Source organism: Streptomyces sp. NPDC001070, from assembly GCF_053598835.1.
The window spans coordinates 90,128-114,619 of the sequence record NZ_JBSFLB010000026.1; the positions used below are offsets into that span (position 1 = coordinate 90,128).

Below are 24,492 nucleotides of genomic sequence, written 5' to 3' on the forward strand. Positions count from 1 at the left end.
GGATTCCTCGGCGGGCCGTTTGACAGACTCCGCCTACGGAGTCGCGGGATCAGTCGGCTTGAGGCTGACGTGCTGGGACGTGGAACCCCTCGACACGAAAAGCTGCTGTCGATTCTGATTGATCAGATCGCTGGACGGGCATCACTCGAAATTCGAGCCCCGGCACGCCGTGGTCCACAATTCGACCTCGGTTGGATCAACGGGCAGACCGCATATGGGACGTGGGTAGCCAGCCCCGAGCCACCAGGAACTGGAGGACTGAACCGACTGGAGGAAGCCGTCTTGCATGTCGGCAGGTTGGTCCGGGGTGCTTCCTCACAAGCACAGCTTCAGCCCGTAGTGGTGCTGGAGGATTCTGCAGACCTAGCTTCTGGTCTGAAGGAGAAGGCAAAAGCGGTTGGCGTTCACCTCAGCAAGGTCGCGGGCCTTCCTGGCCGAGAGTGAATAACCGCTTGGCCCCGCCCTCGGGACGGCGGCGCAGACCTTTGACTGGTACGGCTGCTGTCCGACGATGTCAACGGGCACGGCCGAGGCGTCGCTGTCGCTCCCCAACCCACTGGCGCGGGTTCCCGGGCGTACCCCTGTCGACAAGCACCAGGACTGGGACGCGGACGGAAGCCGCAGCACCTTCCGGCACCGCCTCGAGCTCGTATGAGCTGTCCCTCCGTCGCGTCATCTGCAAGCCGGGCCTGTTCCAGCCAGCGGTGGCGGACAGCCGAGGCTGGTTGAGCCGGGTACGGATCAGTCGCCGAGCGTGAACTCAAGTCCACCCGCGCGCAGATCGGTCTCGGTCTGCGTGAGGCCGCCACGATGGGACACCTCGACGGTGTAGAACTTCGACCCCGGTGTGATGTCGTCGACCGTGAACGCGAACGTGCAGCCCGCCTCGGTCTTCTCGCCGAAGTCCAGGGAGCCGGTGGCGACCAGGGTGCCGTCCGCATCGGTGATGTTGACCTGGGTGCCGAAGTCAATGTCGGAGTAGCCACCCGTACCGGAACACGGCTCCCCGGTCTCAAGTCCCGTGCCAACCTTGATGAGAGTGAGCGTGCCGTCCGTCCCGAACGGTTCCGGCGCCCGCGTCTCTTCAACTGCGGCGGTGCTGGAAGGACTGCTGGCATTCGCCTTGACCTCGTCACCGCCGAGGAGGGACAAGGACAGCCAGCAGGCTCCCACCGCTGCGGCTCCGATGCCAACGCCGAGGGCCAGGACCGTGCTCCGCGACAGCAGCGTCCAGCGGGAACCGCTCGGTGGCACGGTCACGGCCAGGTCGCCCGGCGGGGTGGCCGTGGGCATGGCCGGGACCTGGGCTGTGTGCGGGGACGGGGCAGGTACGGCAGGTTCGGGATCCGGCGCCGGGGTGGGGACGTGAGTGGGCTGCTCGGGCTCGGACATTGCGGTGATTCCCTTCGCGGAGTGGACTGGGGCGGAGCTGAGCTGCGGACGTACGGTCGTGCGCTGGAGATGAGCGCCGCGCGTGGACTGGCGGAGACGCGGCCGTACGGGAGATGAGGGCCCGAAGACGAAGGCCGGGGAGAGGTGCGCCGAGGGGCGGGCCGCTGCGGGTGCCGCAGTCCCGCCCCGCCGGGTAGGGAAGAAGCCGGAGGCGCCGGGGCGTCAGCCGACCTTCTCCCACTTCAGGCAGCCCTTCGTCTCGAAGTACTCGCCCTTGTGGACCGTCACGCGCGCCTGCCCGGTGATGTTGTCGTTCGCGATGATCGCGTCGAACTCGCCGGAGGCATTCTTGAGCCGGGCCCAGTAGCAGCCGAGACCGAAGTCGTCGTCCTGAGGCCCCGCGGTTTTGTAGGTGCCGGCCTTGATGTCCTCGCCGGCCAGATACTGGCCGTCCCCATCGATGGTGGTGGGCGCGCCGGGCTTCTTGGCCGGCTTGGGCTTCTCGGTGACCTTCTGCGTGACCGTCGCGGCCGGCTCGGGCGCGGCTGCAGCGGCGGTCTTGGTGACGGTGACGGCGGGTGCGGGGCGGTCGGAAGCCGTGGTGTCGCCGGACCCTCCGTTGCCGCCGATCGCGGTACCGAAGCTCAGTGCGATGAGCGCCGTCGCACCGTGGGTGAGCCACGCCTTGCGGCGCGACGGCTTGGTGCCGGCGGGCGGCTGCATGGGCGGCATCGGCGGCTGCGCCACGCCCCAGCTGGTGGTCCCGCCGGACCTGTAGGGCTGCTGGCCGGCGGGCGGTATCGAGGGCGTGCTGGTCATGCGGGGTACCTCCGGATCGTCGCGCGGTGCGCACGCTGTGCTGCGTGGCAGGTGACGACCCAAGGTGCCGTCCGCCGATGCCAGGAGTGTTGGATCGACGCGATAACCGGGGTTATCAGCTCACGATGGGGGTCGTATCACCCCAATCGCTGTAAAGTTCTGGCACCTGCCCTGGAGCCGGACGGCCCGCCCAGACTCGCAGGAGAGGCCCGACTTACAGGGGACAGGGGGATGGGATCCGATGACCACTGAGCGCGAAACGGCGTCGCTCATCCTGCCCGAGCTGCCGGCCTGGCGGATCACGTACTCCGAGATTGCCGCCCTCGCCCAAGTGCAGCGGCCCGTCCCCACCACCTGGAGCCGCAGACACCCGGACTTTCCCGCGCCCGTCGCCCACGAGGACGGGCGGCCCCTGTTCGACGCCCGCACGGTCGTCGATTGGCTGACGGCGACGGGCCACGGCAACGCCGACCCCCGCCACCTGCGCGCCGAGCTGGCTCTGCACACCCTCTCCGCCTGGCGGACGCCCTCCCTTTCCGCTTCTGTCCTGGTGGGGGCGCTGACCGCGCTGATCTGCCTGCGTCAGCAGCTCGACATCGCTGTCTCCGGCCAGAGCTGGGGATCGGTCCTGGACCGGGCCGCCGGCCTCGACCCCGAGGACACGTTCCTCCTCTCCGAGCTGCGCGCCGTACCCGACCCCGACCGCACCGGCCCCGCGCTGGCCGCGCTAGCCGACGAGCTGACCGAGGCCGCCTACACCCCCGCCGAGGCCTTCGACTGGGTCCTGGAGGCCCGCCGCCGCCTCGGCTCCCACGATCTGGCCGCCGACGAGCCCACCCCGGCGGTGGTCCGGGCCCTCGCGGCCCTCTCCGGCGTCGACACCCTCGACGAGGGCTCCGTCATCGCCACCCCTCACGCCGGCGCCGGGGACCTCCTCGCCGCCCTCCACACCCAGGCCCCCGAAGCCTCCGCCCACACTTACCTGGCCGCCGACCCCGACCCCGCCCGGGTCCGCCTCGTCCGCCGCCGGATGCTCGTCCGCGGAGTGTACGAGTTCCAACTAGACGTCATAGAGGGCGAGAACCTGTCCGCCGATGATTGGGACTACCCGGACCTGCTGGTCTGCGTCCTCCCGTACGAGGCGGCGGAGACCCGCAGCCCGCAGGCCGTCCTGGAGCGGGTTCAGGCGCTCGCCGACTACCTCGGCACCGGCTCCACGGCCGTCGTCCTGGGTCCCGCCGACGTGCTCGTACGCCCCCTTGCCCGACACGGCGAGGCCGACCGCCTGCGCCGGTCCTTCCTCCAGGAGGGTCTTCTCAAGGCCGCGATCAGTCTCCCCGACGGCGCATTCGCATACCGCCCCGGCTACCGCACGGCCATTTGGGTACTGTCCCGCACGCCGGAGGCACAGCGCGCGGGCCAAGTGCTCCTCTCCGACTTCTCGGCGCAGCCGCTCACTGAACCCGTTCTCGACACGCTCGCCGAGGACATCGCCATCTGGCGCGCCTCCGGCTGGCGCGAGGACCTCCGGCACGAGCCGCGCAACGCCGTGATCGTCCCCGCAAAGGACCTAGACGACCGGCCGGGCGCCGCCTTCACCACGCAGCACCGCCCGACCGCGGCCCGCTACACCCGCAACGTCATCGAGCGCCCGGCACGTATCAGCGACTTGGAGCAGCGCCTGACGGAGCTTCACGAGCAGGCCCAACAGTACGCCGGCCTGCGCGCCACACTGCGCGCCCAGGCCGTTCTACGCCCCGAGGACCAGCCGGTGCGGCGCACCACCGTTCGCCGTCTCCTCGCCGAGCGCCGTCTGCGCCGACGCCCCGGCCACCGCATCGCCGCCGAGCACCTCACTGCCGAGGGCCACTACCCCGTGCTCACGCCCGACGCGATTCTCGACGCCACGCGCCGAGGCAGCCGCCGCATCGACCGCGGCGTGCTCTTCACCGCCTACGAGCACGCCCAGTTCACCGAGCCGGGCGACATCGTCATAACCGTCAACCCGCGCTTCGGCGTCTACGTCGACGAGAAGGGCGTATCGGTCGTCGCCGCCCCGGCCCGCATCTTGCGCGTCCACCCCGACGCCGACCCCCCGCTCCAGCCGCGCGTGCTGGCGGCACTGCTGCGAGCGGCAGCATCCGAGTACGCGCGCACCAGCGGCGCGGTGCGGGCATCACGGCGCATCGAGGACCTTCTCATCCCCGACCTGAGCCGGGACGAAGCCGAACGCTTCGACGCCGTGCTCGCCGAGATCGAGAGCCGCGCGGCGCTCCTGCGGGAGCAGTCCGCCGCACTCGACGCCCTGGCCCGCGTGACCGCCGCCGGCATTGCCGACGGCACACTGACCATCCAGAACCTCCCCGGAACCGACAGATGAAGGAGACGCTCCACCCCATGATTCCCGGCCAAAAGAAGCCCGCCGACCAGGCGGAGCTGTTCAGCGCCTCCACCGCCAAGGAGATCCAGGACATCCTGTGGAAGGCCGCGGACAAGCTGCGCGGCTCCATCGATGCCGCGCAGTACAAGGAGTTCGTCCTCGGCCTGATCTTCCTGAAGTACGTCTCCGACGCCTTCGAGGAGCGCCGCGCCGAGCTGGCCAAGGAGCTCGCCGAGGACGGCATCGCCGAGGACCGCCTCGACGACTTCCTGGAAGACCGCGACGAGTACGCCGGCGCCCACGTCTTCTGGGTCCCGGAGACCGCCCGCTGGTCGTGGATCGCCGCCCACGGCAAGAGCCAGGGTGTCGGCAAGCTCCTCGACGCCGCGATGGACGCCGTGATGCGAGAGAACGCGGCGCTGACCGGTGTCCTTCCGAAAATCTTCAACCGCGACAACGTCGACCAGAAGCGCCTGTCCGAACTCGTCGACCTCATCAGCGACGCCCGCTTCGGCGGCAGCGCGGACAAGCCCGCGCAGGACGTGCTGGGCGAGGTGTACGAGTACTTCCTCGGCAACTTCGCCCGTGCCGAGGGCAAGCGGGGCGGGGAGTTCTACACGCCCCGCTCCGTCGTCCAGCTGATCGTGGAGATCCTGGAACCGTACGAGGGACGGGTGTACGACCCGGCGTGCGGCTCGGGAGGCATGTTCGTCCAGGCGGCCAAGTTCATCGAGGCGCACCGGGGTCGCGGCCACAAGGCCGACCTTTCGGTCTACGGCCAGGAGCTCAACGAGCGCACTTGGCGCCTGGGCAAGATGAACCTCGCCATCCACGGCATCGACGGCAACCTCGCCCCCCGCTGGGGCGACACCTTCGCCGACGACAAGCACCCCGACCTCAAGGCCGACTTCGTCATGGCCAACCCCCCCTTCAACATCAAGGACTGGGCGAGGGACGAGACCGATCCCCGGTGGAAGTACGGGGTACCGCCGAGGAACAACGCCAACTACGCCTGGCTCCAGCACATGATCTCGAAGCTGGGCGAGAAGGGCACGGCTGGCATCGTCCTCGCCAATGGGTCCATGAGCTCTCAGCAGAGTGGCGAGGGGGAGATCCGCCAAGCGATGGTCGAGGCGGACCTGGTGGCATGCATGGTCGCGCTACCGCCACAGCTGTTCCGAACGACGCAGATCCCGGCCTGCCTCTGGTTCCTGGCCAAGGACAAGACCCCACAGGGCGCACGGCGGCTAACCGACCGGCGCGGCGAGATCCTCTTCATCGACGCCCGGGATATGGGCGAGATGGCCGACCGGACCGAGCGCATCCTGACGGACGCCGACCTCACGAAGATCTCCGGGACGTACCACGCGTGGCGTGGGACGGCGTCGGCGCGTGAAGAGGGGCTGACGTATGAGGACGAGCCGGGGTTCTGTTTTTCGGCCGACCTGGAGACCGTCCGCGAGCATGGGTACATGCTGACGCCAGGGCCGTACGTGGGAGCTGCGGAGGCGGAGGAGGAGGCCGCGGAGGCTGTGGCGGAGAGGATCACGAAGCTGACGGAGGAGCTGTACAGGTTGTTCGACAGGTCGGAAGAGCTGGAGGAAAAGGTTCGGCAGCAGCTGGGGAGGGTCAATGTCTGAGTGGCCTGTAGTCCGATTTGAGGAACTCGCAGCACCGGAAAAGAGTTCTTTCTCGAAGCCGTACGGATCGGCCTATACGAAGAACGACTATGTTCCTTCTGGGGTTCCACTCGTGCGGGGTGTAAATCTCGGGAATGGCCGCTTCCGTGACGACGATTTCGTCTTCATCACCAAAGAAAAGGCGGACAGTCTGCCTGGTGCAAATCTGACCTCAGGCGACTTGGTAATTACTCACCGGGGTACCATCGGCCAGGTTTCGATGATCCCACGATCACCGAAGTACGATCGTTACGTTCTCTCTACCAGTCAAGTAAAAGCTCGACTTAATTCTGCGCAGGCCATCCCCGAGTTCTACTACTACTGGTTGACCTCTCCTGCCGGACAACGCGAGATCCTGCAACACGTCTCAACCGTGGGAGTTCCAGGCCTGGTCCAACCTGTCGCTACCGTGAAGTCGTTCAAAGTCCCCCACCCGCCTGTTGTAGAACAGCGCGCGGTGGTAGCCCTGCTCGGGGGGCTGGATGACAAGATAGTCGTCAATGAGCGCATCGCGGCTACGGCGGATGAACTGGCATACGAACAGTTCAAGCAAGCACTGCGCCATCTCAATGGAATGACCACGCCCCTTGGAAGCTTGGCGACAGTTGTATTGGGCGGCACCCCGAGCCGTGCAAATCCATCATACTGGGCGGACGGCACCGTCAATTGGGTAAACTCAGGGAAGGCGAACGACTTTCGAGTAATGCAGCCAAGTGCACTCATCACCCAGGAAGCACTCGAGAATAGTGCGGCGAAGATCATGCCCTGTGGGGCAACCGTCGTGGCAATTACGGGGGCTACCATGGGGCAAGTTTCGCGCTTGGAAATTGAAACCAGCGGTAATCAGTCATTGGTAGGTGTATGGAGCCGCGAGCGCCCGCTTAACGACTGGCTCTTCTTCTGGATCAGGCATCATCGAAATGAACTCATTAAGCACGGAACTGGTGGAGCGCAGCAGCACATCAATAAGAGCGTCGTAACAAGCCTCGAAGTAAGAACTCCAGACCTCCCCCTTCTCCAAGAATGGAGCTCTCAGACAACCCCCCTACTTGCCATGGGAGCCCAGGCACTGAGAGAGAACCTGACCCTAGCCACCCTCCGCGATACCCTCCTCCCCCAGCTCATGTCCGGCCGACTCCGCGTCAAGGACGCCGAGACGATTGTCGAGGATCACACATGACGTACGACGACGAGAGCAAGGAGCACCACCGCCCCCTGGAGGCCGACTGGGAGGGGCTCGCGCTCGACGAACTCGCCGAGCTGGCCTGGCTGTCCGCCTCCGGCAACGAGTTCGCACCCGGCTCCGGGCACCGCAAGTCATGGGACGACCTGATCCTCTACCCCGACCTCCGCGAGGCGGTCGAGCGGCTCAACCCCGACATCCCCCCGGACTCCATCCGCGACGCCGTCGCCATCGCGACGACCCCGGCCTCACAGGACACATACGAGGAGAACCGGACCGCCCACGCCAACCTGACGGCAGGAATCCGCTCCGTCACCTACACCGACGCCTTCGGCGCCGAGCACAACCCGACCCTCCGCCTCGTCGACCTGGCCAATCCGGACGCGAACATCTACCGTGCCCTCAACCAGGTCACCGTCATCGACGGCGAGAAGAACCGCCGCTTCGACGTGGTCCTGTATGTCAACGGCCTTCCGCTCGCCGTCCTGGAGCTGAAGCGCGCCGGTGACGAGGGTGCCACCCTCCAGGACGCGCACTCCCAGGTGGCCCGCTACGTTGAGGAGTTCCCGACCGCCTTCCGCTACAACGCCGTCGTCCTACTCTCCGACGGCATCACGGCGAAGTACGGCACGCCCTTCACCCCGTACGAACACTTCGCGCCGTGGAACACGGACGAGTTCGGCGCGCGGGTCAACGCGCTCGACGCCGAGGGGATATGGGACTCGGGCCAGAACCTGGCACTGTGCGGTCTGTTCACCCAGTCACGCTTCCTCTCTCTCATCCAGTCCTTCATCAACTTCGTCCCGTCGAAGCGGATGAAGCGCATTGCCAAACCGCATCAGTACCACGCGGTGACCCGGGCCGCGGAGGCCGTTCGGGAGGCTGCCGCGAGCAATGGGAAGGCCGGCGTTGTCTGGCACACGCAGGGCTCTGGTAAGTCCGAGGAAATGGTCCTCACCACGACGATGGTGATGCGCGACCCGGCACTGCTAAACCCTACGGTCGTCATCATCACGGACCGCACTGACCTCGACGATCAGCTGTACACGACCTTCCTGGAGAGCGAGATCCTCCCGGAGGCCCCGAAGCAGGTCCTCACCCGGGCGGAACTGCGCGAGGAGCTCGCGGCCAAGCGCGTCGGCGGCATCCTTTTCACCACCCTCCAGAAGTTCGGCAGGACCAAGGAGGAAAAGGAGTCCGGGGCCGATCACCCGCTGCTGTCGGACCGCCGCAATATCGTGCTGGTCGTCGACGAGGCGCACCGCAGCCACTACGACTCCCTCGACGGCTACGCCCGCCACCTGCGCGACGCGCTCCCGCACGCCACGCTCCTCGCCTTCACCGGCACACCGATCTCCGAGGCCGACCGCAACACCCGCGAGGTCTTCGGCGACTACATCGACGTCTACGACCTCAAGCGCGCCGCCGACGACGGAGCGACTGTCAAGGTCTTCCACGAAGGCCGCGTCATCCAGCTCGTTCTGGACGGCGATGTCGACCCGACGAAGATCGACGAGGAGGCCGACCGCATCACCGACGGCCTCGACGACACCGAACGCCGCCGCGTCGAGCAGGCCGTCGCCACCATGAACGCGATGTACGGCGCGCCCGCCCGCATAAGGGACCTTGCTCGGGACCTGGTGGAGCACTGGGAGGCGCGGCGCGATCGGATGAAGCCGTTCGTCGGCGTCTCCGAGAATGGCGGCGCGGCCGGCAAGGCGATGGTCGTGTGCGCGACGCGCGAGATCTGCGTCCGGGTCTACGACGCCCTGCGCGAGCTGCGGCCCGAGTGGCACGGCGACGAGGTTGACAAGGGCGCCATGAAGATCGTCTTCTCCTCGGACTCCCGCAAGGACCCCGACCACCTACGCGCCCATGCCCTGCGCGACAGCCAGCGCAAGGCGGTCATCAACCGCGCCAAGGATCCCGACGACGAGCTGGAACTGCTCATCGTCAACAACATGCTGCTGACTGGCTTCGACGCCCCGCCGGTCCACACGATGTACCTGGACCGGCCGCTCAAGGGCGCCAACCTGATGCAGGCCCTGGCTCGCGTCAACCGCCGCTTCCGCGGCAAGGAGGACGGCCTCCTCGTCGGCTACGCGCCGCTCACTGAGAACCTTCAGCGGGCGATCGCCGAGTACACCGACGCCGACCAGCAGGACCGCACCCTCGGCCAGGACCTCGATCGGGCTCTGGACGAACTGCGCAATGAGTACGACATCCTCACCGACATCCTGCGCGCCTTCGACTGGCGGGCACGGCTCACACAGCCGACCAAGACGGCATTCATCGACGCCGCGATGAAGACCGCCAACTACTTGCGGGACCCGCGCACCCCGGGCAACGACCCGGACAAGCTCGACGACCCCCGCCAGACCCTCGGCCGCCGCTTCCGCGACCACGCCCACCGCCTGGAACGCTTCTACGCGCTGTCCGCCAGCTCCCGGAACATCCACGAGCGGTTCCCCGACCACCCCGCCTGGCGCCGGAACATCCAGTTCTTCGTTGAAGTCCGCGCCTACATGGCCAAGCTCGATGCGATGGAACGCGAGGCCCGCGGTCTGCCCGTCGCCCGCGACGTCGAGCTGTACCTCGCCCAGCTGACGTCCTCGGTCGTCGAGACCGGCGGTGTGACAGACTTGTTCGCCGAAGCCGGCCTGGAGATGGCCGATCTGACGCACCTCAACGACGCGCTCGTCGCTCAGCTGCAGAACAGCGAGACTCCGCACCTGGCGGCGGAGGCCCTGCGGCGGCTCATCGAGCAGAAGATGCGCGAGGTGACCCGGCACAACATCGTCCGGCGTACGACGTTCTCCGAGCGGCTGCAGGACCTCATGGTCCGGTACATGCGGCAGCAGTACACCAGCGCGGAGCTCATCGCCAAGCTCGTCGAGATGGCCAAGGAGGTCGTCGAAGACACTCGGCGTGGCGAGAAGTTCGAGCCGCCGCTGGACTGGCGCGAGCTCGCCTTCTACGACGCGGTGGCCGACCACGGTACGGCACGCTCGGTGATGGGTGATGAAGTGCTGGCCGGGATCGCCCGCGAACTGGTCGCAGAGGTCCGCAGCAAGCTCAAGCCCGACTGGATCGCCCGCGAACCGGTCCGCGCCCGCCTCCGAAGCGCCATCAAGCGCCTCCTGGCCCGCCGGGGCTACCCGCCGGACCAGGAAGTCGAGGCCATCAACCTGGTCCTGAAGCAGATGGAGCACTTCGCCAATGAGTGGTCCACGACCGGCGTAGCGGACAGCTGACGCCGACTCCGGCACTTTGCGGCCACGGATCTGCCCCGGCAGGAGTGTCTTTCTGCCGGGACAGCATGTCGCTTCTCCACCAACAACATGGCCCCCGCCTGCGAGATGATCTCGCAACCACCGACCTCGACGCTGACACGCGGGTAGGACCCGATACACATCTTCACCTTGAAAGTGCCTCTGATGGCGGCAGGAACAAAGACCTCGATAATCTCTCGCCGGGCAGGGGCAATTTCTTCTTATGTGATCACTGGCCGGACGAGCTGTTTCGCCTCGACCTCACGGTCGGCGCACCAGGCGTACCCCCAGGCACGGCACGTCTCACCTCAGTGCAGCACGGCCACTACGTCGCTGCTCCTGGACGGGTTTGATCGATGCCAGGTATTCCCCCACAAGCTCGTCCGCTGAACGCTCCATGTCGGCCAGCCCCCTCCGTAACATCGCCGAGTCTCCGATACTCAGCTCCAAGAGCGGGCGCCTCAGCATGGAATTCCAAGCCGTCATACTCGGAAACGCCTCCAACCGGTCGACCAGCGGTGCCAGTTCCACCCCGCTCAGATACGGGGTGAGTGTCTGTACCTCGAGCTCACACCCTGAGGTGAACTCCCGCCCTGCCAACTCAACCGGCGTCTCCAGCACCTTCACAGGCGAGGCGACTCGCGCCTGGCCGATGATTCTGCCCCGGTCCCGCGCCGGGTTGTGTCAGCAGCCTCGCGTTGTGTAGATCAGCAGCTCGTCGCCCGGTTCCAGGCGTGTGACTTCGACCCGCCGACCGGGCGGAAACGCCATGCGTCGCTCGCGCAGCACCCAGGCGACGGCCTCTCGCTTGCCGAGAATCAGCAGGTAAGAACGCATGTTGGCCGGTGTACGGAGGCTTGATGCTCGTATCATGCCGAGCAAGGTCATCCATGCTTCGGACCTAGCCTCGCGCCACCAGGCAGGTTGCCGGCTGCTGATCATGCAAGCAGGAGGGGCCTGTGACTCTCCGCTCTGGGATGGGACGTCAGCCAGGGCACGAACGCCTGGGTGCTGCGTAGGGGGTCTGTCCGCCCTGAGAAACAGCCATAACGTCCCCTACAGGGAATGGCCCCTGTCCGGCTCAATTGGCAGCGATTCTGGCGAGTCTAGGGTCGGAAGCTGAGGGGCAGTAGATACAGGGCTTCGACGGCGCCGCTTGTGGCTGAGCCAGCCACAAGCACACCCTCAAGGCCGTAAGCACCTACGGACAGTCGAGGGGGCTGCAGCGTGGCCGATCTCTCCCCCCGCTGTGCACGCTCGCCTTCGGACCCCGACCTGACCATCTGCCCGAGGCGTAGCCCGGCCGCTGTCAGTGCCCGCGGTTAGCATCCGCGCCATGGACGTTCCCGAATCACTTGCTGACCTGCGACGGCAGTACGACACAGCCCGAAAGGCAATCGAAGCTCACCACCGCGCGACGAAGACTCCGGTACTGGAGTGGTCGGAGGAGCAGCGAGCCGAGAGCGCCGTGCTTCAGGCGAAGTGGGTGGAGGTCGCGGCGGAGTTGCGGGCTGCGATCGAGGAGTCCGGCCTTGCAGCGGAGCACGGCTCGTACGAGCTGGGCAGGGCCATCCGGAAGGCGGCATACGGCGACGACTACGCCGGCGAGTAGCCAGCCGCTCGCCCTCCCGCCACCTGAGGCGTGAGCGGTCCCGTCTCGGCAGGCGGGTCAGTGTTCGGCGGGGCCGTGCAGGGCGCCCGCCCGGCACTCACTACGTAACCGGGCGGGCTGCTGGGGGCCTATGGGCTTCGCTCCGCGTGGGCAGGGGTCAGGAGGTTCCAGCCGGTTCCGGAGCAGTTTTCCGGGACCGGCGGGAAGGTGTGGCCCTGCACGTTTGTACTCGTGATGGTGAAGCGGTGGCCCTCGCCGCATGTGCATTCGTAGATGCCGCTGACCGGGACTTTCTCTCCGGAGCGATGCATGCGGGTCTTCTCGTCCATCGTGACCTCCTCGCTGGCCGGGGCCTGAGTAGAGCAGGCCCCAGCTCGCAAGGGTGCTGACCGCCGAGAGGGGGGAGCCTCTCGGGAGCCGCCCGGTCGGGGGGCGAAGCGGGCGGCTCCGGCAGGGCGCCTTACCCCGCACGCGTCACCGAAACCCCCGAAGCGGGAAACCCTGCACCTCCGGCGGGGCGGAGTTCCGCATGCGGCAGCGGACCAGGCCGAGGCCGACCTAAGGCAGGTCGAGGAGCATGCTGCTTCCGCCGGTGGCGCTGGCCTGGATCCAGGCGCGGACACGGGCGACCTGGTCGACGGGGCCGGTGAGGCCACGTCGACAGCGTTGCGGTCGGGCGGCGGGGAGATCGCTTTCGGCTGTGCTCAGGGCCTGTCAATGGGCGGCGTGGGTAGGGCAGCGAAGGCGGGGCGGTGGCCACTCGAAGGAGTGAGCGGCGCTGGCCGGGGTTGGTTGTGCCCCTCCCCCGCCCTACAGTCGAACATGTGAGCGAGTGGCGTGATGCGGTGGAGGTGCCGCCCCGGGAGCCCGGGGCGGCACCTCCTGCGTTCGTCGACTCTCTTCCCGAGCACCGGCGGCAGCGGGTGGCGTTCAAGTTGGGCGGCCGCCGCTACCGGGCGTGGGTGACCGAGCGGCGGACGCACGCCGACGGCCGGGAGTCCGTGCACCTGATGGTGTGGCCCGTGCTGCCGGACGGCCGGCGGCGGGCCTGGTTCTGGTGGTCGACGGACGTGTTCGAGGTCCGCGCGTCGGTGACCGCAGTCAGCCCCGTGGAGATGCAGCTGCAGAACGGGGACGTGATGCGTATCCGGCGGGGCGAGGTCCCGCACGACCAGATCCCGAAGTACGAGGGCTTCGAGCCGGGGCAGCAGCCGCGCGTCCAGGTCCGTGTTGGTGGCCGGTGGCACGACGCGGTGGTCTGGTACAAGATCCGCCACCGCGATGGTCGGCACGCCGTCCAGGCGAAGGTCACGTTCCTCGAGGGCGACGACTTCCCGGTGACGTACTGGCGCACGTACTGGTGGAACCCGGACGCGATCCGCGTAGTGCGCTGATCACCGGGCCGGAGCATCAGCCCGCGCGCCGTACCGCCCCAGGGTTTCACGCTGTTCCTATGCGCGCGATCTGGACTGGCTACGTCAGCTTCGGCCTGGTCAGCCTGCCTGTCCACCTCTACTCCGCGACCGAGGAGCACGGCACCGGATTCCATCAGGTTCATGCGCGCGACGGGTCCAGGATCAGGCATCGGAGGATCTGTGAGAGCGAGGACGTGGAGGTTCCGCAGTCGGAGATCGCGCGGGGCTGGGAGCGTCCCGACGGCCGCACCGTGGTGCTCCTCGATGACGACCTGGCCGCGCTCCCTCTCCCGACGAAGCGCACCGTCGACGTCCTCGGCTTCGTCGACGAGCGCGACGTCGACCCCGTGCTGTACGCCAAGCCCTACTGGATCGGAGGCGCTGGCGAGCAAGGCCAGCGGCCGTACGCGCTCTTGGTGGAGGCGCTGGCCCGGCACGGGACGGTGGCGGTCGCCAAGGTCACCTTGCGAACCCGGGAGCGCCTGGCGGTCTTGAGGCCGCGGCACGGGATGCTCGTCCTGCACACCCTGCTGTGGCCGGAGGAGATCCGTGAGCCCGGCGACCTGTCCAGTCCGGCGCCGGTGACCGAGCGGGGGCTGCAGCTGGCCGAGATGCTGATGGACGAGCTCGCCGGAGTGGAGATCGCCGATCTGCACGACGAGTACGCCGCGGCGCTGGAGCAGTTGGTGGCGGCGAAGATGACCGGCGGGGAACTGGAGGAGCTGGGCGAGCCGGTTCCGGCCGTTGATCTGATGGCGGCGCTGGAAGCCAGCATCCGCGCCGCCGCCGAACGGTAGAGCTGCGGGGTCACAAGCCTCGACGCTCAGGGACAGTCGAGATCTTCGCTAGATCCTTATCGGAGGCTCTCCGAGTCCAGGACCACTGCAGCGGCTGCAGCCTCCGTGTAGAGAGGCTACGCGTCCAGTTCTGGCCATCAGAGTCCTGGAAGGTCACAGACGCGCTGGTGTAGCCCTCGTACTCTTCGGGATCGGCATAGGCAAGGATCGCTTCCTCACCTGGCTTCAGAACGTCCTGGTTGCCGCCGCGTAGCGAGGAGGCCGCGTTCCCCACCCTCCTTGTGACCCAGAAGCGGACGTCGTAGATGGCGCGGTCAGACGCGTTAACGACGTGCGCGGTCAACGGCGTGGTCTTGCTCTCCCAGCAGATCACCCTGTGCGCGTCCGCTCGTTCTTCTTTTCGGCGATCGCGCCAGATGATGTAGAGGGCAAGCGTCGTTGAGAGGCCGCCGAGGACGGCGCTGAACCACGCCGGCACGGTGCCCCAGTCCAAGCCCTGACCTATCTGCACTGTTCCCCCCTCCTGCCTCTGCAGCTTGTCGTCAGCGGTGGAGACGCAGTCGGCGGCCGATCCGTTGCAGCGCGCCAAGCGCCGTGCCACATCCTTGAATCGGGGCCCGACAAGCAAGGTTGGGGCGCGTCCCGGCGGCTGACATGCTGGGGACGTTACCGGCGAGAGAGGCGGGGCGGCATGCAGTGGGAGGTCCACGGTGAGAGGCCGATCTATGAGAACCGGTGGGTGAACCTGTGGCTGGTGGACGTGCAGCAGCCCGACGGCCGCCGCTGGGAGCACCACGTGGTGAAGCTGCGGCACCTGGCCGTGGCCGCTGTTGTGGACGACCAGATGCGGGTGCTGATGATGTGGCGGCACCGCTTCATTACCGACACCTGGGCGTGGGAGCTGCCGATGGGCCTGGTCGAGGACGGGGAGGCCCCGGAGCAGGCCGCCGTCCGTGAGGTGGAGGAAGAGACCGGCTGGCGGGTGAAGGCAGCTCAGCCGCTGATCTACGGGCAGCCGGCGAACGGCATCACGGACTCCGAGCACTACGTGTTCCGTGCCGAGGCGGGCACATACGTGGGGCCTCCGACAGAGGTCAATGAGACGGATCGGATCGAGTGGATCCCCATGGCCGACATCCGGGGCATGATCGACCGTCGGGAGATCGTCTCCAGCGGCTCCCTGATCGGGGTGCTGTATCTGCTGCTCGATGAGGCCACGAAGGGCTAGGCGAAGGCCTCCCTTATCTTCGCCTCGAAGGCGATCACCGGAGGTTCCCCCGCGTGGGGGGATAGCCGGGCGTGGAACTCGCGGACGTGGCCGACGACGCGCGGGGAGTCCACGTTGGTGGCCAGGTCCAGGGCCATGCCGGCGGTGGAACAGGCGTGATCGAGAGACCGGTTGTGCAGCTGCGTGGTGGCCAGCCAGAAGGCGTGGAAGGCCCGGCCGCGCTGTTGGTCGCGGTTCTCGCGGCGCAGGCCTTCGGCGATGAGCGGTTCTGCCTGACGGTGCTCGCCGAGTTGCGCGCGGGCGATGCCGGTGTCCACGATCAGCTTGGTCTCGTCGAAGTAGCGCACCCACTGTGGCGCGTTGGTGGTGTCGGCCCGCTCGAACTCGGCGTGTGACCGGGCGAGGGCCCGGTGGCAGTCGTCGGCAGCGCGCAGTGTGGCGTGGGCGAATGCCTCCCGCATGTGGAGCATGGCCATCACCAGCTCCGGGGCCTCGGTGGTGCGGGCGGTGTCCTGGGCGGCGTGGGCGAGCGCAGCGGCTTCGCCGGCGTCGCCTTCGTAGGTGGCCTGCAGGCTCATGCACGACAGGACGTTGGCGACGAACTGCCGGTCGCCCAGGTTCTGCGCGAGGTGCAGGGCTTGGGTGAAGTAGGTGCGGGCGGTGCTGTACTGGCGGGCGTCGAAGTAGGCCCAGCCCGCCATACGTGCGAGCTCGGCGGCCAGCGCGATCAGGCCACGCCGCAGGGGGCCTTCGCGGGTGCCGTCGATGAGCTGTTGGGCGTAGCGCAGATGGCCGACGACTGCAGGACGCAGTGCTGCGCCGCCGTGCTGGTCGTCGCGCTTCCAGTAGTCCTCGATGGCGGACTGGATGGCGGCGAGGGTGGAGCGGGTGACGTCGGCTGCGTCGACCAGGTGGAGGATGGTGTCGAGCTCGGCGGTGGGGGCGGCGGGTGCCGTGGCCAGGGCTGCCTGCGGCTGCGGGTCGGGTTCGGTGACCGTGGCCCGCGGTGGGATTTCCCAGGGGCGCTGGGCGAGTCCCAGCATCGCGCCGGGGATGCGCAGCCCGTCGGCGACGCGTTCGATGACGTCGATGTGTGCGAGCTTGCGCTGCCCTGCCATGATCTCCCCGACCCGGCTGGGGGTCATGCCGCATAAGGCGGCGATGCGGGAGGGGTAGATCCCGGCACGACGCCGCACGAGGGCGAAGATCGTGGAGAACTCGCGCGTTCGGCAGGCGCTGACCATGTCGGGGTCGGTGAGCAGCGCGGCTGGTAGTTCACGCGGCCCGTCGGTCTTGGCCATCGGCGATCCCCCTCGCCTCAGTTGCGCAGAGTGAACGAATCTGACGCACCGGAATCTTATCCACGTTGGGTAATCACGTGGGCCTACACGTGGGTTATGGGTCGGAGGGACGCTTCCCACACCACTTGAGTGGTGTGACCTCTTGGAACCCGAACGGGGCGTGCCGCCCCTCGAAGGGGGAGCTGTTTCCCCGTGATGACGCAACCCAATGCGACCACGCAGGCATGGGAGATGTGGTTCACGCCGTTTCCCAAGACCGTGTACATCGCCCGCAGGCAGGTGAGCCGGGTTCTGGCCGGCTGGGGCGTTCCTGACGATGCCGTGGACACCGCGGTGCTGATCACCAGCGAGCTGGTCACCAACGCGATCCGGCACTGCGACACCCGGCACCTGGTGCACGTTCAGGTCACCGATGACGGCGCCCAGTTGTTGCTGGAGGTGTCCGACCCCAGCCGCCAGCGTCCCCGGCCGGCGGTCGCGCCGAGCCACGCCGAGAGCGGGCGCGGGCTGATGCTGGTGCGGGCGGCCGCCGCCGACTTCGGCGCCCGGGACCGCGAGCCGGTCGGCAAGACCGTGTGGGCGACCGTCCCCCGGCAGCCCGCCGCGTGAAGCCCCGGCCCGGCAGTGCGTGCCCCGTCGTCCTGCCGGGCCGGTTCCAATCGGGCTGCGAGCCGCCCGGTCCCGACAGGGCCAGAAGGCCTCTGACCTGCAATTTTTCCGGAGAATCGCTGACATCGAGCGCGAATGCCGGTAAAATAAGAGGACGTGGGAGGGGGAACGGCCCCCTCCCGTCCGCTCCTGTCCGACCGCCTCGCCTCCCAGCTGGCGGCCGGACGGAAACCACCTGGAGAGGAGGAGACATGCACGACCTGATCGCCAGCCCGTTCATGGACGGCCACCTGTTACTGCGGCCCGGCCAGTACAGCGGACTCCGCATGGGCGCAGGCCGCTTCAAGGAGCTGGCCAACGCCGGCCGGGACAGCGCCATCCCGGCGTGGGCCGCTGACGCGGCCCGGCAGGCGTGGGGCGTGGATCTGGTCGGCCGCACCATCGGCCAGTCGATCCTGGTCCGCGAGCCGTCCGTGTACGGGTACGTCCGCGCGTCGTACGAGATCAACCTGGGCTGCAACTTCGACTGCGAGTTCTGCTACCTCGGCGAAAAGAAGTTCGAGGGCCTGGGCTGGGAACAGCAGAAACAGCTGCTCGACATCATGGCCGACGCCGGCGTGCTGTACCTGCAGATCACCGGCGGGGAGGCGCTGATCGACCGGCGGTTCCCGCAGGTCTACGCCTACGCGCACGACCTGGGGATGATGCTGCAGGTCTCCACGAACGGCTCTCGCCTGCACTCCCCGGCGATCCTCGACCTGTTCCGCGGGCGCCCCCCGTACCGGGTCACGGTCAGCGTGTACGGGGCGACCGAGGAGACGTACGACGCCACCACTCGCCGCCGCGGCGCCTTCAAGCTGTTCATGCGCGGCCTGGACGCCGCGCGCGAGGCCGGGCTGCCGCTGCGCATGAACGTCGTCGTGGCCAAGGACAACGAGCACGAGGTCGCCGAGATGGAGGCGCTGGCCGAGCGGTACGGCCCGCACCACGTGTTCCCCAACATGTCGCCGACCATCGGCGGCGACGGCGCGGGCCTGGCCACGCAGTCCATCCGCTACCAGCGGGCCCGCGAGGTCTTCACCGGCTGCAACGCGGGCCACACGTTCTTCCACTCCGACCCGTTCGGCAAGGCGTCGATCTGCAAGATCGGGCGCGACCCGCAGATCGACCTCATGGCCGAAGGAGTGGAGGGTCTGCGACGCCTCGGAGGCATCGCGGACTCGCTCCAGCTGCGCACCGGAGGCTGCTCCGGCTGCGCCCTGTCCGGCTCCTGCCGGACTTGTAGGCCCCTGGCCAAGCTCTACCAGGAGGCCAAGGCACCACTGTCCAGTTACTGCCAGCACGCAGGAGGTTAAGAGATGACCGCCGTAGCCGTAGAGATCACGATGGGCCCGCCCCGCGGGGCGGCCCTGCAGGGAAGCAGCACCCCGCCCCTCGGGGCGTCGCTGCCGGGCCCGATCGGTGACGATGAGCTGATCTTCATCGGCGACCTGGACAAGGTCCTGGACGCCGCCAGCTGCAGCTGCACCGCCGGCGACGACAACGCCTACTGACAGTTCGCGGGGCCGCCCCGGTGGTAGCTTCCACCGGGGCGGCCCCGCCCGTTTCGTCCGAGTAGGAACGGCGCCAACCATGTCCATGTCGCGCATCGACTGGGACCACCTGCCCGAGGAAGTCCACCAGGCGGTGGAGGCCCGCACTGGGCCCGTCCTGAAAGCCGAGACCGTAGCGGGCGGGCTGAACTCGCAGATCGCCGCGCTCGTGTTCACGGCCGAGCATCGCCTGTTCGTCAAGGGAATGCCGTCCGATCACTCGCAGCACCGCGCGCAGCAGCGCGAGGCCGCGATCAACCCGTACGTCGCGCCGCGTCTGGCCCCCAGAATCCTGTGGCGGGTCCAGGACGCAGGGTGGGACCTGCTCGGGTACGAGTTCGCCGACGGCCGCCACGCCGACTACACACCCGGCTCGCCCGACCTGCCGCGCGTGCTCCGGCTGGCCGCCGACCTGGCACAGCTCGACACCCCGCCGGCATCGGTCGTCCGCAACATGGGGCAACGCATGTCGGAGTACACCGACCCGGACACGGCCGAACGCTGGAACACCGGCCGGACGCTGCTGCACACCGACTTCGCGCCGCACAACGTGCTGCTCGGGGAAGGGCGGGACTGGCTGATCGACTGGGCGTGGCCCACGGTCGGCCCGGCATGGGTCGACCCGGTCATCCTCATCCTGCGGCTGCTAGAGGCCGGGCACACCCCGGCCGAGGCCGACGCGGTGTGCCAGGTCCTGCCGGCGTGGCAGGGCGCCGACCGCGCGGAGGTGGCCCTGTTCTCGGACGCGAACGCGCGGCTGTGGGCGAGCATCGCCGAGCAGCAACCCGCCGCCCCGTGGAAGACGCACATGGCCCGCATGGCGAAGCACTGGTGCGCCTACTGGGCGGCCATGGACTGAATCACAGACGACCGCCCCACGGCGGGCGTACCTTACAGAGAGACGAGGTAATGGAGGGCATACCCATGCGGCTGGTTTTCGAGGACGACGAGAAGCCGCCCATCCTGGAGCAGGCCCACGAGGCCGAGGAGGCGGGCAAGACGCTGCTCGCGGCGTCGCTGCGCGGCATCGCCGAGAACGGCATCGACCTGTCCCGCGACTGGGAGACCGCCCGGGTGGATCTGTTCGCGGCACACGGCATCGACGTGACCGGGAACGGCGGCGATGCCCGTGTCGCCTAAGCACACCCCCGGCAGACGCGCGAAGGTCGCGTTCACCCCGGAGTGTGAGCCCGGCCTGGCCAAGCTGTCCGTGTCGGACCTAGTGCGTCTGGACAGGGCCATCGTCACGATCTCCATGGACCCGACGATCGGCGCCGAGCGGCCCACCCGCGAGGGGCATGTGCCGCTGAGGGAGTACACCGAAGGCACCACGCGCGTGATCTACCACGTGACCGTCCTCGGCGCGATCGTCATCGTCGCCTACTTCGAGGTCTGACCGACCCCTGACCGCCCCGCCTCCCGCTTCCCCGTTCGGGGGGCGGGGCCCTTGTGGCCCCCGGAGGGAACCCGAATGCGCCTGATGCAGCCGTCGGTAATCCTGGCCAGCGGGCGTGGTGGGTCTTGATGGGCTGGTGGTGCCTGTGCCTGGCCGTGGGATTGTTCCTCATATGGCGGAACGTCTTCGCGGACGCCAGCGTGGTGGCTCGAGCAGTGATCACCGCGCTCGTGGTCGCCGCCTACACCGTGTCGATCTTCCTGTTCAGGTTCCTCATCAAGCCCGTCCCGCCGCCCAGCTCTTGAGGAGGGGCTGTCCGGGCACAGTCCTACGCTCGAACGTATGAGCACTCCTCCTCCGCCCTCCGAGGGGCTTTCGCTTGCAGCCGTAGCCCCCATCGTCGAGACGCGCATCCTCGTGGACACTGTCGAGATCTTCCGCCCCGGGGAGCCAGTCCTCGACCCGGACTCCGGGGAGTACATCCCTGGCCCGGACACGATCATCTACGACGGTCCCGGTGCGATCTTCTCGGCCGGCGGCCCCGGTCTGGTCCTGTCCCTGGAGGGGCAGGCGTACGCCGACGACACCCGCAACCGCTACCGACTGCTGACGCCGCTGGCCGCGCCGCTGGCATCCCGTGAGGACCACGTGCGGGTCACCCACGCCACGCAGGACGGGGGCCTGATCAACCGGGTGTGGCGGGTCCTGGACATCTCCGACGCCAACAGCCTCGCCGTGGTGCGCACGACGTGGCTGGACGAGTCCACCCAGACCACGGAGGGCTGACCCGGTGCCGCTGGATCTCGAACAGGCCAGGGCTGACCTGGAGGCGCTGCTGACCGACATGGTGCGGATCTCCCGCACTGCCGGCCAGCCCGTCCTGGACCCGGTCACGGGGGAGCCGGGCCAGACCCCGACGAGCGTGGTGTACGAGGGGCCGGGCGCGGTGCTGTCCACGCACGGGCAGATCGTGCTGCAGCAGGTCCTGGGCATCGACTGGCTGTCGGAAGGTTCGGCCTGGTATCGGCTGGTAACGCCCGTGTCGGCGCCGATCGCGCAGCGCGGCGACCTGGTGGAGGTCGTCACCGAGGTCGGCGGCCTGGCGGGGCGGACGTGGCTGGCCGACGAGGTCACCGAGGCGTCCACGCTGGAGATCTGCCGGTCGACCATGCTCACCGAGCGCGTCACGACCGCGTCCAGCGCCATCTGACTGCTGGCCTCTTGGGCGGCCTCGCGCACGATGCGCGGGGCCGCAGTGCTGTCCGCGCCCCTTCGTAGGCTGATCGGCATGGATGATCAGCTGCACACCGTGCGGATCACGGCCCAAGGCGTCGGCGGCAGCGTGGCTCTCGACGGCCGCGACATCTCCCGCCAGGTCTCCGGCTACGAGCTGCGCCACTACGCGGGCGGGCCAGCGGAGCTCATGCTGCGCCTGTCGCCGGTGGTGAAGGACGAGTTCGACGGCCTGGCCCGCGTCGTGGTCGGCGTCGACCCGGACCCGGGCCCTGCCGCCGCGGCGTTCCTGTCCGCGCTCGACGCCGGCGAGCTGGAGCGGCACGCGCTGTCCCGGCACGACCTGATGGACGGCGGACCCAACGAGCTGACCCGGGCGATGCTGCGGCTGCTGCAGGAGTGGGCGTTGGGCAAGTGGGAGCCGGAGGTCACCGCGTAGTGGCCAGCCGCCTGGGCGCCTCCAGCAACGCCGCAGAGATCGCAGCCCAGCTACAGGCCCGCGCCGCATCGGTGCTGCCGTCGACGGTGAGGGTGGTGCAGCACTACGCGATGCTGCTGGAGACGCGGATCAAGGCCAACGCCTCCGGCCGGCCCGGCCCGAACGCGCCGACCGGCGACTACCGCCGTTCGTGGACGCACGAGATGCACGTCGGCGGCGACGCGGTGACGGCCGTCGTCGGCACCAACAAGCCGCAGGCGGCTCGCCTGGAGTACGGCTACGTCGGCCCGGACAGCCTGGGCCGCGTCTTCAACCAGCCGCCGTACGCGCACGTCGGCCCGGCTGTGGAGAGCATCGGCCCGCAGTTCGTGGCAGCCCTGGGCCAAGTCGCCGACGGGCACCGGCCATGAAGAACCATCGCCAACAGGAGGACGAGTAGATGAGCGTGTCCGGCCGCCAAGTGGCCCTCGCAGTGCAGGCCATGCTGCAGACCGCCACCGGCAGGTCGTGCGGGTACGGGACGGCTCCCACGACGGCATCGCAGCCGACAGGCAACACCATCCCGTACTGCGTGCTGTACGAGCTGGGCCAGACCGCCGGGCTCGGGCCGGCGTTCGGGGACAGCGACGCTGATGCCCGCGTCCTGCTGCAGGTGTCGTCGGTGGGCACCACAGCCGAGCAGGCGAGCTTGCAAGCCGACAAGGCCCGTCAGGCGTTCCTGGCCCGCGTGCCGGGCAGCGGCCAGTTCCTCAACGCGATCAACGTGTCCGGGGCGACCGTGATCGGCCGGGAGCTGGACCGGGAGGAAGGGACCAGTGTCGTCAGCTCCACCTACACTTACGTGCAGCGGTTCGTCCTGACGGTCTCGATACCGAACAGCTGACGCCTGACCGCACCTCACCGCGGAGGCCCCTACGCGGACGTCCGGCCACACGGTACGGGCTGACCCTCTGGTTCGCAGTCTTGCGACCTGTTGGGGACGGGCCTCCGTACACCGGGGCTCGTGTCCCCGGAGAGTGAGCACCCCCCTTGGGTACCACCCAGCAGCGGTTCATGCGCCGTGGCGTCACGAAGATCTTCTTCCTGTCCGACATCGCCGCGGCGACGAACATCCCGACCCGTGCCGAGATCACCGGCGGCACCGACCTGTCCGGCGCGATCTCCGACATCGCGGGCTGGTCGCTCGGCAACTCCCCGATCGACACCCCCGACCTGGGCTCGACGCTGACCACGTCGATCCCCGGCGAGGACAAGGCCGACGCCTCCACCCTGACCTTCTACGAGGACAAGGCCGGCGACGAGATCGAGACCCTGCTCAAGAAGGGCGAGGAGGGCTTCGTCGTCATCCTCCGCAAGGGCGACGTCCCGACGTCGAAGTCGATGGACGTCTTCCCGGTCCGCGTGGCCTCGCGCGCCCCGGCCTACTCCGCCGGCTCCGACCCGGCCAAGTTCACCGTGACCTTCGCGGTGTCCGACGAGCCGACGCTCGACGCCGCCGTCCCGGCCACGACCTGATCCACGGGGGGATCCGCATGTCCACGAACATCGAACCGCCGGCGGCCGCCGTCGCCAGGGACGCCCACTGGGCCGCCAAGATGGCCCGGCTGCGGGCCCGCAAGCTGCCCGAGCGCACCATGTCGATCTGCGACGACCAGGACGCCAAGGCCGCCGTCACCGACGCCGCCCTGTCCTTGGCCAAGGCCCGCGCCGCGGCGCTGGCCGAGTGCACCGAGCAGGGCATCCGCGAGGACCAGCGGGACGCCTTCGTGGCGTCCAACCCACAGGTCGTGGCCGCTGATGCGGCCCTGACCCGGGCGCAAGACGCGCTCTCTGAGGTGACGCTGACCCTGACGTTCCGGGCGCTGCCCCGGCCGGCGTGGGAGCAGCTGCTGCGCGACCACGCGCCGACCGAGGCGCAGGCCGACAGGGGCATGGAGTACAACGTCGACACCTTCCCCGCCGCCCTGATCTCCGCCTGCCACGTCGAGCGTGACGCCGACGGCACCGAGCTGGAGGGCATGAGCGAAGCCGACGCGCAGGAGCTGCTGGACGCCTGGCCGGACGCCGAGGCGAAGGCCCTGTTCACGGCCGCCCTGGTCATCAACCAGACGCTCCGGGCGGACCTGGGAAAAGGCTGATCTCCGA

Annotated in this window: 29 protein-coding genes; 23 read left to right on the plus strand and 6 right to left on the minus strand. The window is 68.4% G+C overall.

The features are described 5' to 3' along the window. The first annotated feature begins 511 nt into the window (after positions 1–511). Positions 512–655, plus strand: a complete 144-nt coding sequence (locus ACWDAS_RS28795) for a hypothetical protein (protein ID WP_450396650.1) — start codon at positions 512–514, stop codon at positions 653–655. 86 nt (positions 656–741) lie between these two features. Here ACWDAS_RS28795 and ACWDAS_RS28800 read toward each other — a convergent pair whose 3' ends face one another. Together ACWDAS_RS28800 and ACWDAS_RS28805 are read right to left on the minus strand one after the other, a co-directional pair. Further along, positions 742–1,260, minus strand: coding sequence for a hypothetical protein (locus tag ACWDAS_RS28800; protein ID WP_450396652.1), 519 nt, complete (start codon positions 1,258–1,260; stop codon positions 742–744). A gap of 354 nt (positions 1,261–1,614) precedes the next feature. Then, positions 1,615–2,211: a hypothetical protein gene (locus ACWDAS_RS28805; RefSeq protein WP_450396655.1), complete on the minus strand. Its 597-nt coding sequence runs from the start codon at positions 2,209–2,211 to the stop codon at positions 1,615–1,617. Positions 2,212–2,452: 241 nt separating this feature from the next. On the opposite strand from ACWDAS_RS28805, the gene ACWDAS_RS28810 reads away from it, so the two are divergent. Genes ACWDAS_RS28810 through ACWDAS_RS28825 form a run of 4 tightly spaced genes read left to right on the plus strand, consistent with a single transcriptional unit; the run spans position 2,453 to position 10,707 of the window. Continuing rightward, positions 2,453–4,591 (plus strand): hypothetical protein, encoded by a 2,139-nt coding sequence (locus tag ACWDAS_RS28810; RefSeq protein ID WP_450396657.1) that lies wholly within the window; start codon positions 2,453–2,455, stop codon positions 4,589–4,591. A 17-nt stretch (positions 4,592–4,608) separates the two neighbouring features. Next, positions 4,609–6,231 (plus strand): class I SAM-dependent DNA methyltransferase, encoded by a 1,623-nt coding sequence (locus tag ACWDAS_RS28815; protein ID WP_450396659.1) that lies wholly within the window; start codon positions 4,609–4,611, stop codon positions 6,229–6,231. Further along, positions 6,224–7,450 (plus strand): restriction endonuclease subunit S, encoded by a 1,227-nt coding sequence (locus ACWDAS_RS28820; protein WP_450396662.1) that lies wholly within the window; start codon positions 6,224–6,226, stop codon positions 7,448–7,450. Before ACWDAS_RS28815 ends, ACWDAS_RS28820 begins: the two co-directional genes overlap by 8 nt. After that, positions 7,447–10,707 carry a type I restriction endonuclease subunit R gene (locus tag ACWDAS_RS28825; RefSeq protein WP_450396664.1) on the plus strand — a complete coding sequence of 1,087 codons (3,261 nt, stop codon included), beginning with the start codon at positions 7,447–7,449 and terminating at the stop codon, positions 10,705–10,707. The genes ACWDAS_RS28820 and ACWDAS_RS28825 overlap by 4 nt, the downstream gene beginning before the upstream one ends. 702 nt (positions 10,708–11,409) lie before the next feature. Here ACWDAS_RS28825 and ACWDAS_RS28830 read toward each other — a convergent pair. Continuing rightward, positions 11,410–11,562, minus strand: coding sequence for a hypothetical protein (locus ACWDAS_RS28830; protein WP_450396667.1), 153 nt, complete (start codon positions 11,560–11,562; stop codon positions 11,410–11,412). Positions 11,563–12,061: 499 nt separating this feature from the next. Between ACWDAS_RS28830 and ACWDAS_RS28835 the strand changes: the two genes are divergently transcribed. Beyond that, the gene (locus ACWDAS_RS28835) at positions 12,062–12,337 is read left to right on the plus strand and encodes a hypothetical protein (protein ID WP_450396670.1); all 276 of its coding nucleotides are present in this window, start codon (positions 12,062–12,064) and stop codon (positions 12,335–12,337) included. 128 nt (positions 12,338–12,465) lie between these two features. Here the strand turns inward: ACWDAS_RS28835 and ACWDAS_RS28840 are convergent, their stop codons facing one another. Then, positions 12,466–12,666, minus strand: a complete 201-nt coding sequence (locus ACWDAS_RS28840) for a hypothetical protein (protein ID WP_450396671.1) — start codon at positions 12,664–12,666, stop codon at positions 12,466–12,468. A gap of 495 nt (positions 12,667–13,161) precedes the next feature. Between ACWDAS_RS28840 and ACWDAS_RS28845 the strand changes: the two genes are divergently transcribed. Beyond that, positions 13,162–13,731, plus strand: a complete 570-nt coding sequence (locus tag ACWDAS_RS28845) for a hypothetical protein (protein WP_450396674.1) — start codon at positions 13,162–13,164, stop codon at positions 13,729–13,731. A gap of 59 nt (positions 13,732–13,790) precedes the next feature. Then, positions 13,791–14,549 carry a non-homologous end joining protein Ku gene (gene ku, locus ACWDAS_RS28850; protein WP_450396677.1) on the plus strand — a complete coding sequence of 253 codons (759 nt, stop codon included), beginning with the start codon at positions 13,791–13,793 and terminating at the stop codon, positions 14,547–14,549. A gap of 10 nt (positions 14,550–14,559) precedes the next feature. On the opposite strand, the gene ACWDAS_RS28855 is transcribed toward ku, so the two are convergent. Next, a complete protein-coding gene (locus ACWDAS_RS28855) occupies positions 14,560–15,138 on the minus strand; it encodes a hypothetical protein (RefSeq protein WP_450396680.1) in 579 nt (192 codons plus the stop codon). 102 nt (positions 15,139–15,240) lie between these two features. Between ACWDAS_RS28855 and ACWDAS_RS28860 the strand changes: the two genes are divergently transcribed. Further along, positions 15,241–15,777 carry an NUDIX hydrolase gene (locus tag ACWDAS_RS28860; protein WP_450396683.1) on the plus strand — a complete coding sequence of 179 codons (537 nt, stop codon included), beginning with the start codon at positions 15,241–15,243 and terminating at the stop codon, positions 15,775–15,777. Here ACWDAS_RS28860 and ACWDAS_RS28865 read toward each other — a convergent pair. After that, on the minus strand, positions 15,774–17,078 hold the full coding sequence (locus ACWDAS_RS28865; RefSeq protein WP_450396685.1) for a helix-turn-helix domain-containing protein: 1,305 nt from the start codon (positions 17,076–17,078) through the stop codon (positions 15,774–15,776). The two genes, ACWDAS_RS28860 and ACWDAS_RS28865, sit on opposite strands and share 4 nt — an antisense overlap. 195 nt (positions 17,079–17,273) lie before the next feature. Here ACWDAS_RS28865 and ACWDAS_RS28870 point away from each other — a divergent pair, with 195 nt between their 5' ends. The 14 genes from ACWDAS_RS28870 (at position 17,274) to ACWDAS_RS28935 (ending at position 24,485) form a co-directional block, all read left to right on the plus strand. Continuing rightward, positions 17,274–17,687 (plus strand): ATP-binding protein, encoded by a 414-nt coding sequence (locus tag ACWDAS_RS28870; RefSeq protein ID WP_450396688.1) that lies wholly within the window; start codon positions 17,274–17,276, stop codon positions 17,685–17,687. A 251-nt stretch (positions 17,688–17,938) separates the two neighbouring features. Beyond that, complete coding sequence (locus ACWDAS_RS28875) at positions 17,939–19,042, plus strand: radical SAM protein (RefSeq protein WP_450396690.1); 1,104 nt, start codon at positions 17,939–17,941, stop codon at positions 19,040–19,042. Positions 19,043–19,045: 3 nt separating this feature from the next. Next, positions 19,046–19,240, plus strand: a complete 195-nt coding sequence (locus ACWDAS_RS28880) for a hypothetical protein (protein ID WP_450396693.1) — start codon at positions 19,046–19,048, stop codon at positions 19,238–19,240. Between the two features lie 79 nt (positions 19,241–19,319). After that, complete coding sequence (locus ACWDAS_RS28885; protein WP_450396695.1) at positions 19,320–20,138, plus strand: aminoglycoside phosphotransferase; 819 nt, start codon at positions 19,320–19,322, stop codon at positions 20,136–20,138. A 65-nt stretch (positions 20,139–20,203) separates the two neighbouring features. Next, positions 20,204–20,419: a hypothetical protein gene (locus ACWDAS_RS28890; RefSeq protein ID WP_450396698.1), complete on the plus strand. Its 216-nt coding sequence runs from the start codon at positions 20,204–20,206 to the stop codon at positions 20,417–20,419. Next, positions 20,403–20,675: a hypothetical protein gene (locus ACWDAS_RS28895; protein WP_450396700.1), complete on the plus strand. Its 273-nt coding sequence runs from the start codon at positions 20,403–20,405 to the stop codon at positions 20,673–20,675. The genes ACWDAS_RS28890 and ACWDAS_RS28895 overlap by 17 nt, the downstream gene beginning before the upstream one ends. Positions 20,676–20,803: 128 nt before the next feature. Beyond that, positions 20,804–20,980: a hypothetical protein gene (locus ACWDAS_RS28900; RefSeq protein WP_450396703.1), complete on the plus strand. Its 177-nt coding sequence runs from the start codon at positions 20,804–20,806 to the stop codon at positions 20,978–20,980. 37 nt (positions 20,981–21,017) lie between these two features. Then, entirely contained in the window at positions 21,018–21,461 is a 444-nt protein-coding gene (locus ACWDAS_RS28905; RefSeq protein WP_450396706.1) for a DUF6093 family protein, read from the plus strand. A gap of 4 nt (positions 21,462–21,465) precedes the next feature. Further along, the gene (locus ACWDAS_RS28910) at positions 21,466–21,885 is read left to right on the plus strand and encodes a DUF6093 family protein (protein ID WP_450396709.1); all 420 of its coding nucleotides are present in this window, start codon (positions 21,466–21,468) and stop codon (positions 21,883–21,885) included. A 78-nt stretch (positions 21,886–21,963) separates the two neighbouring features. Continuing rightward, positions 21,964–22,347: a hypothetical protein gene (locus ACWDAS_RS28915; RefSeq protein ID WP_450396712.1), complete on the plus strand. Its 384-nt coding sequence runs from the start codon at positions 21,964–21,966 to the stop codon at positions 22,345–22,347. Next, the gene (locus ACWDAS_RS28920; RefSeq protein WP_450396715.1) at positions 22,347–22,757 is read left to right on the plus strand and encodes an HK97 gp10 family phage protein; all 411 of its coding nucleotides are present in this window, start codon (positions 22,347–22,349) and stop codon (positions 22,755–22,757) included. Before ACWDAS_RS28915 ends, ACWDAS_RS28920 begins: the two co-directional genes overlap by 1 nt. A 29-nt stretch (positions 22,758–22,786) precedes the next feature. Next, entirely contained in the window at positions 22,787–23,230 is a 444-nt protein-coding gene (locus ACWDAS_RS28925) for a hypothetical protein (RefSeq protein ID WP_450396717.1), read from the plus strand. A 146-nt stretch (positions 23,231–23,376) separates the two neighbouring features. Continuing rightward, on the plus strand, positions 23,377–23,862 hold the full coding sequence (locus tag ACWDAS_RS28930; RefSeq protein ID WP_450396720.1) for a phage tail tube protein: 486 nt from the start codon (positions 23,377–23,379) through the stop codon (positions 23,860–23,862). A 17-nt stretch (positions 23,863–23,879) separates the two neighbouring features. Further along, a complete protein-coding gene (locus ACWDAS_RS28935; RefSeq protein ID WP_450396723.1) occupies positions 23,880–24,485 on the plus strand; it encodes a hypothetical protein in 606 nt (201 codons plus the stop codon). The last annotated feature ends 7 nt before the right edge of the window (positions 24,486–24,492 follow it).

What these genes read in the sequence shown, in the direction of transcription:
- ACWDAS_RS28795 (WP_450396650.1), top strand. Translation starts at nt 512, where the DNA reads ATGTCAACGGGCACGGCCGAGGCGTCGCTGTCGCTCCCCAACCCACTG.
- ACWDAS_RS28805 (WP_450396655.1), bottom strand. Translation starts at nt 2,211, where the DNA reads ATGACCAGCACGCCCTCGATACCGCCCGCCGGCCAGCAGCCCTACAGG.
- ACWDAS_RS28810 (WP_450396657.1), top strand. Translation starts at nt 2,453, where the DNA reads ATGACCACTGAGCGCGAAACGGCGTCGCTCATCCTGCCCGAGCTGCCG.
- ACWDAS_RS28815 (WP_450396659.1), top strand. Translation starts at nt 4,609, where the DNA reads ATGATTCCCGGCCAAAAGAAGCCCGCCGACCAGGCGGAGCTGTTCAGC.
- ACWDAS_RS28820 (WP_450396662.1), top strand. Translation starts at nt 6,224, where the DNA reads ATGTCTGAGTGGCCTGTAGTCCGATTTGAGGAACTCGCAGCACCGGAA.
- ACWDAS_RS28825 (WP_450396664.1), top strand. Translation starts at nt 7,447, where the DNA reads ATGACGTACGACGACGAGAGCAAGGAGCACCACCGCCCCCTGGAGGCC.
- ACWDAS_RS28830 (WP_450396667.1), bottom strand. Translation starts at nt 11,562, where the DNA reads ATGCGTTCTTACCTGCTGATTCTCGGCAAGCGAGAGGCCGTCGCCTGG.
- ACWDAS_RS28835 (WP_450396670.1), top strand. Translation starts at nt 12,062, where the DNA reads ATGGACGTTCCCGAATCACTTGCTGACCTGCGACGGCAGTACGACACA.
- ACWDAS_RS28840 (WP_450396671.1), bottom strand. Translation starts at nt 12,666, where the DNA reads ATGGACGAGAAGACCCGCATGCATCGCTCCGGAGAGAAAGTCCCGGTC.
- ku (WP_450396677.1), top strand. Translation starts at nt 13,791, where the DNA reads ATGCGCGCGATCTGGACTGGCTACGTCAGCTTCGGCCTGGTCAGCCTG.
- ACWDAS_RS28860 (WP_450396683.1), top strand. Translation starts at nt 15,241, where the DNA reads ATGCAGTGGGAGGTCCACGGTGAGAGGCCGATCTATGAGAACCGGTGG.
- ACWDAS_RS28865 (WP_450396685.1), bottom strand. Translation starts at nt 17,078, where the DNA reads ATGGCCAAGACCGACGGGCCGCGTGAACTACCAGCCGCGCTGCTCACC.
- ACWDAS_RS28870 (WP_450396688.1), top strand. Translation starts at nt 17,274, where the DNA reads ATGACGCAACCCAATGCGACCACGCAGGCATGGGAGATGTGGTTCACG.
- ACWDAS_RS28875 (WP_450396690.1), top strand. Translation starts at nt 17,939, where the DNA reads ATGCACGACCTGATCGCCAGCCCGTTCATGGACGGCCACCTGTTACTG.
- ACWDAS_RS28880 (WP_450396693.1), top strand. Translation starts at nt 19,046, where the DNA reads ATGACCGCCGTAGCCGTAGAGATCACGATGGGCCCGCCCCGCGGGGCG.
- ACWDAS_RS28885 (WP_450396695.1), top strand. Translation starts at nt 19,320, where the DNA reads ATGTCCATGTCGCGCATCGACTGGGACCACCTGCCCGAGGAAGTCCAC.
- ACWDAS_RS28890 (WP_450396698.1), top strand. Translation starts at nt 20,204, where the DNA reads ATGCGGCTGGTTTTCGAGGACGACGAGAAGCCGCCCATCCTGGAGCAG.
- ACWDAS_RS28895 (WP_450396700.1), top strand. Translation starts at nt 20,403, where the DNA reads ATGCCCGTGTCGCCTAAGCACACCCCCGGCAGACGCGCGAAGGTCGCG.
- ACWDAS_RS28900 (WP_450396703.1), top strand. Translation starts at nt 20,804, where the DNA reads ATGGGCTGGTGGTGCCTGTGCCTGGCCGTGGGATTGTTCCTCATATGG.
- ACWDAS_RS28905 (WP_450396706.1), top strand. Translation starts at nt 21,018, where the DNA reads ATGAGCACTCCTCCTCCGCCCTCCGAGGGGCTTTCGCTTGCAGCCGTA.
- ACWDAS_RS28915 (WP_450396712.1), top strand. Translation starts at nt 21,964, where the DNA reads ATGGATGATCAGCTGCACACCGTGCGGATCACGGCCCAAGGCGTCGGC.
- ACWDAS_RS28925 (WP_450396717.1), top strand. Translation starts at nt 22,787, where the DNA reads ATGAGCGTGTCCGGCCGCCAAGTGGCCCTCGCAGTGCAGGCCATGCTG.
- ACWDAS_RS28935 (WP_450396723.1), top strand. Translation starts at nt 23,880, where the DNA reads ATGTCCACGAACATCGAACCGCCGGCGGCCGCCGTCGCCAGGGACGCC.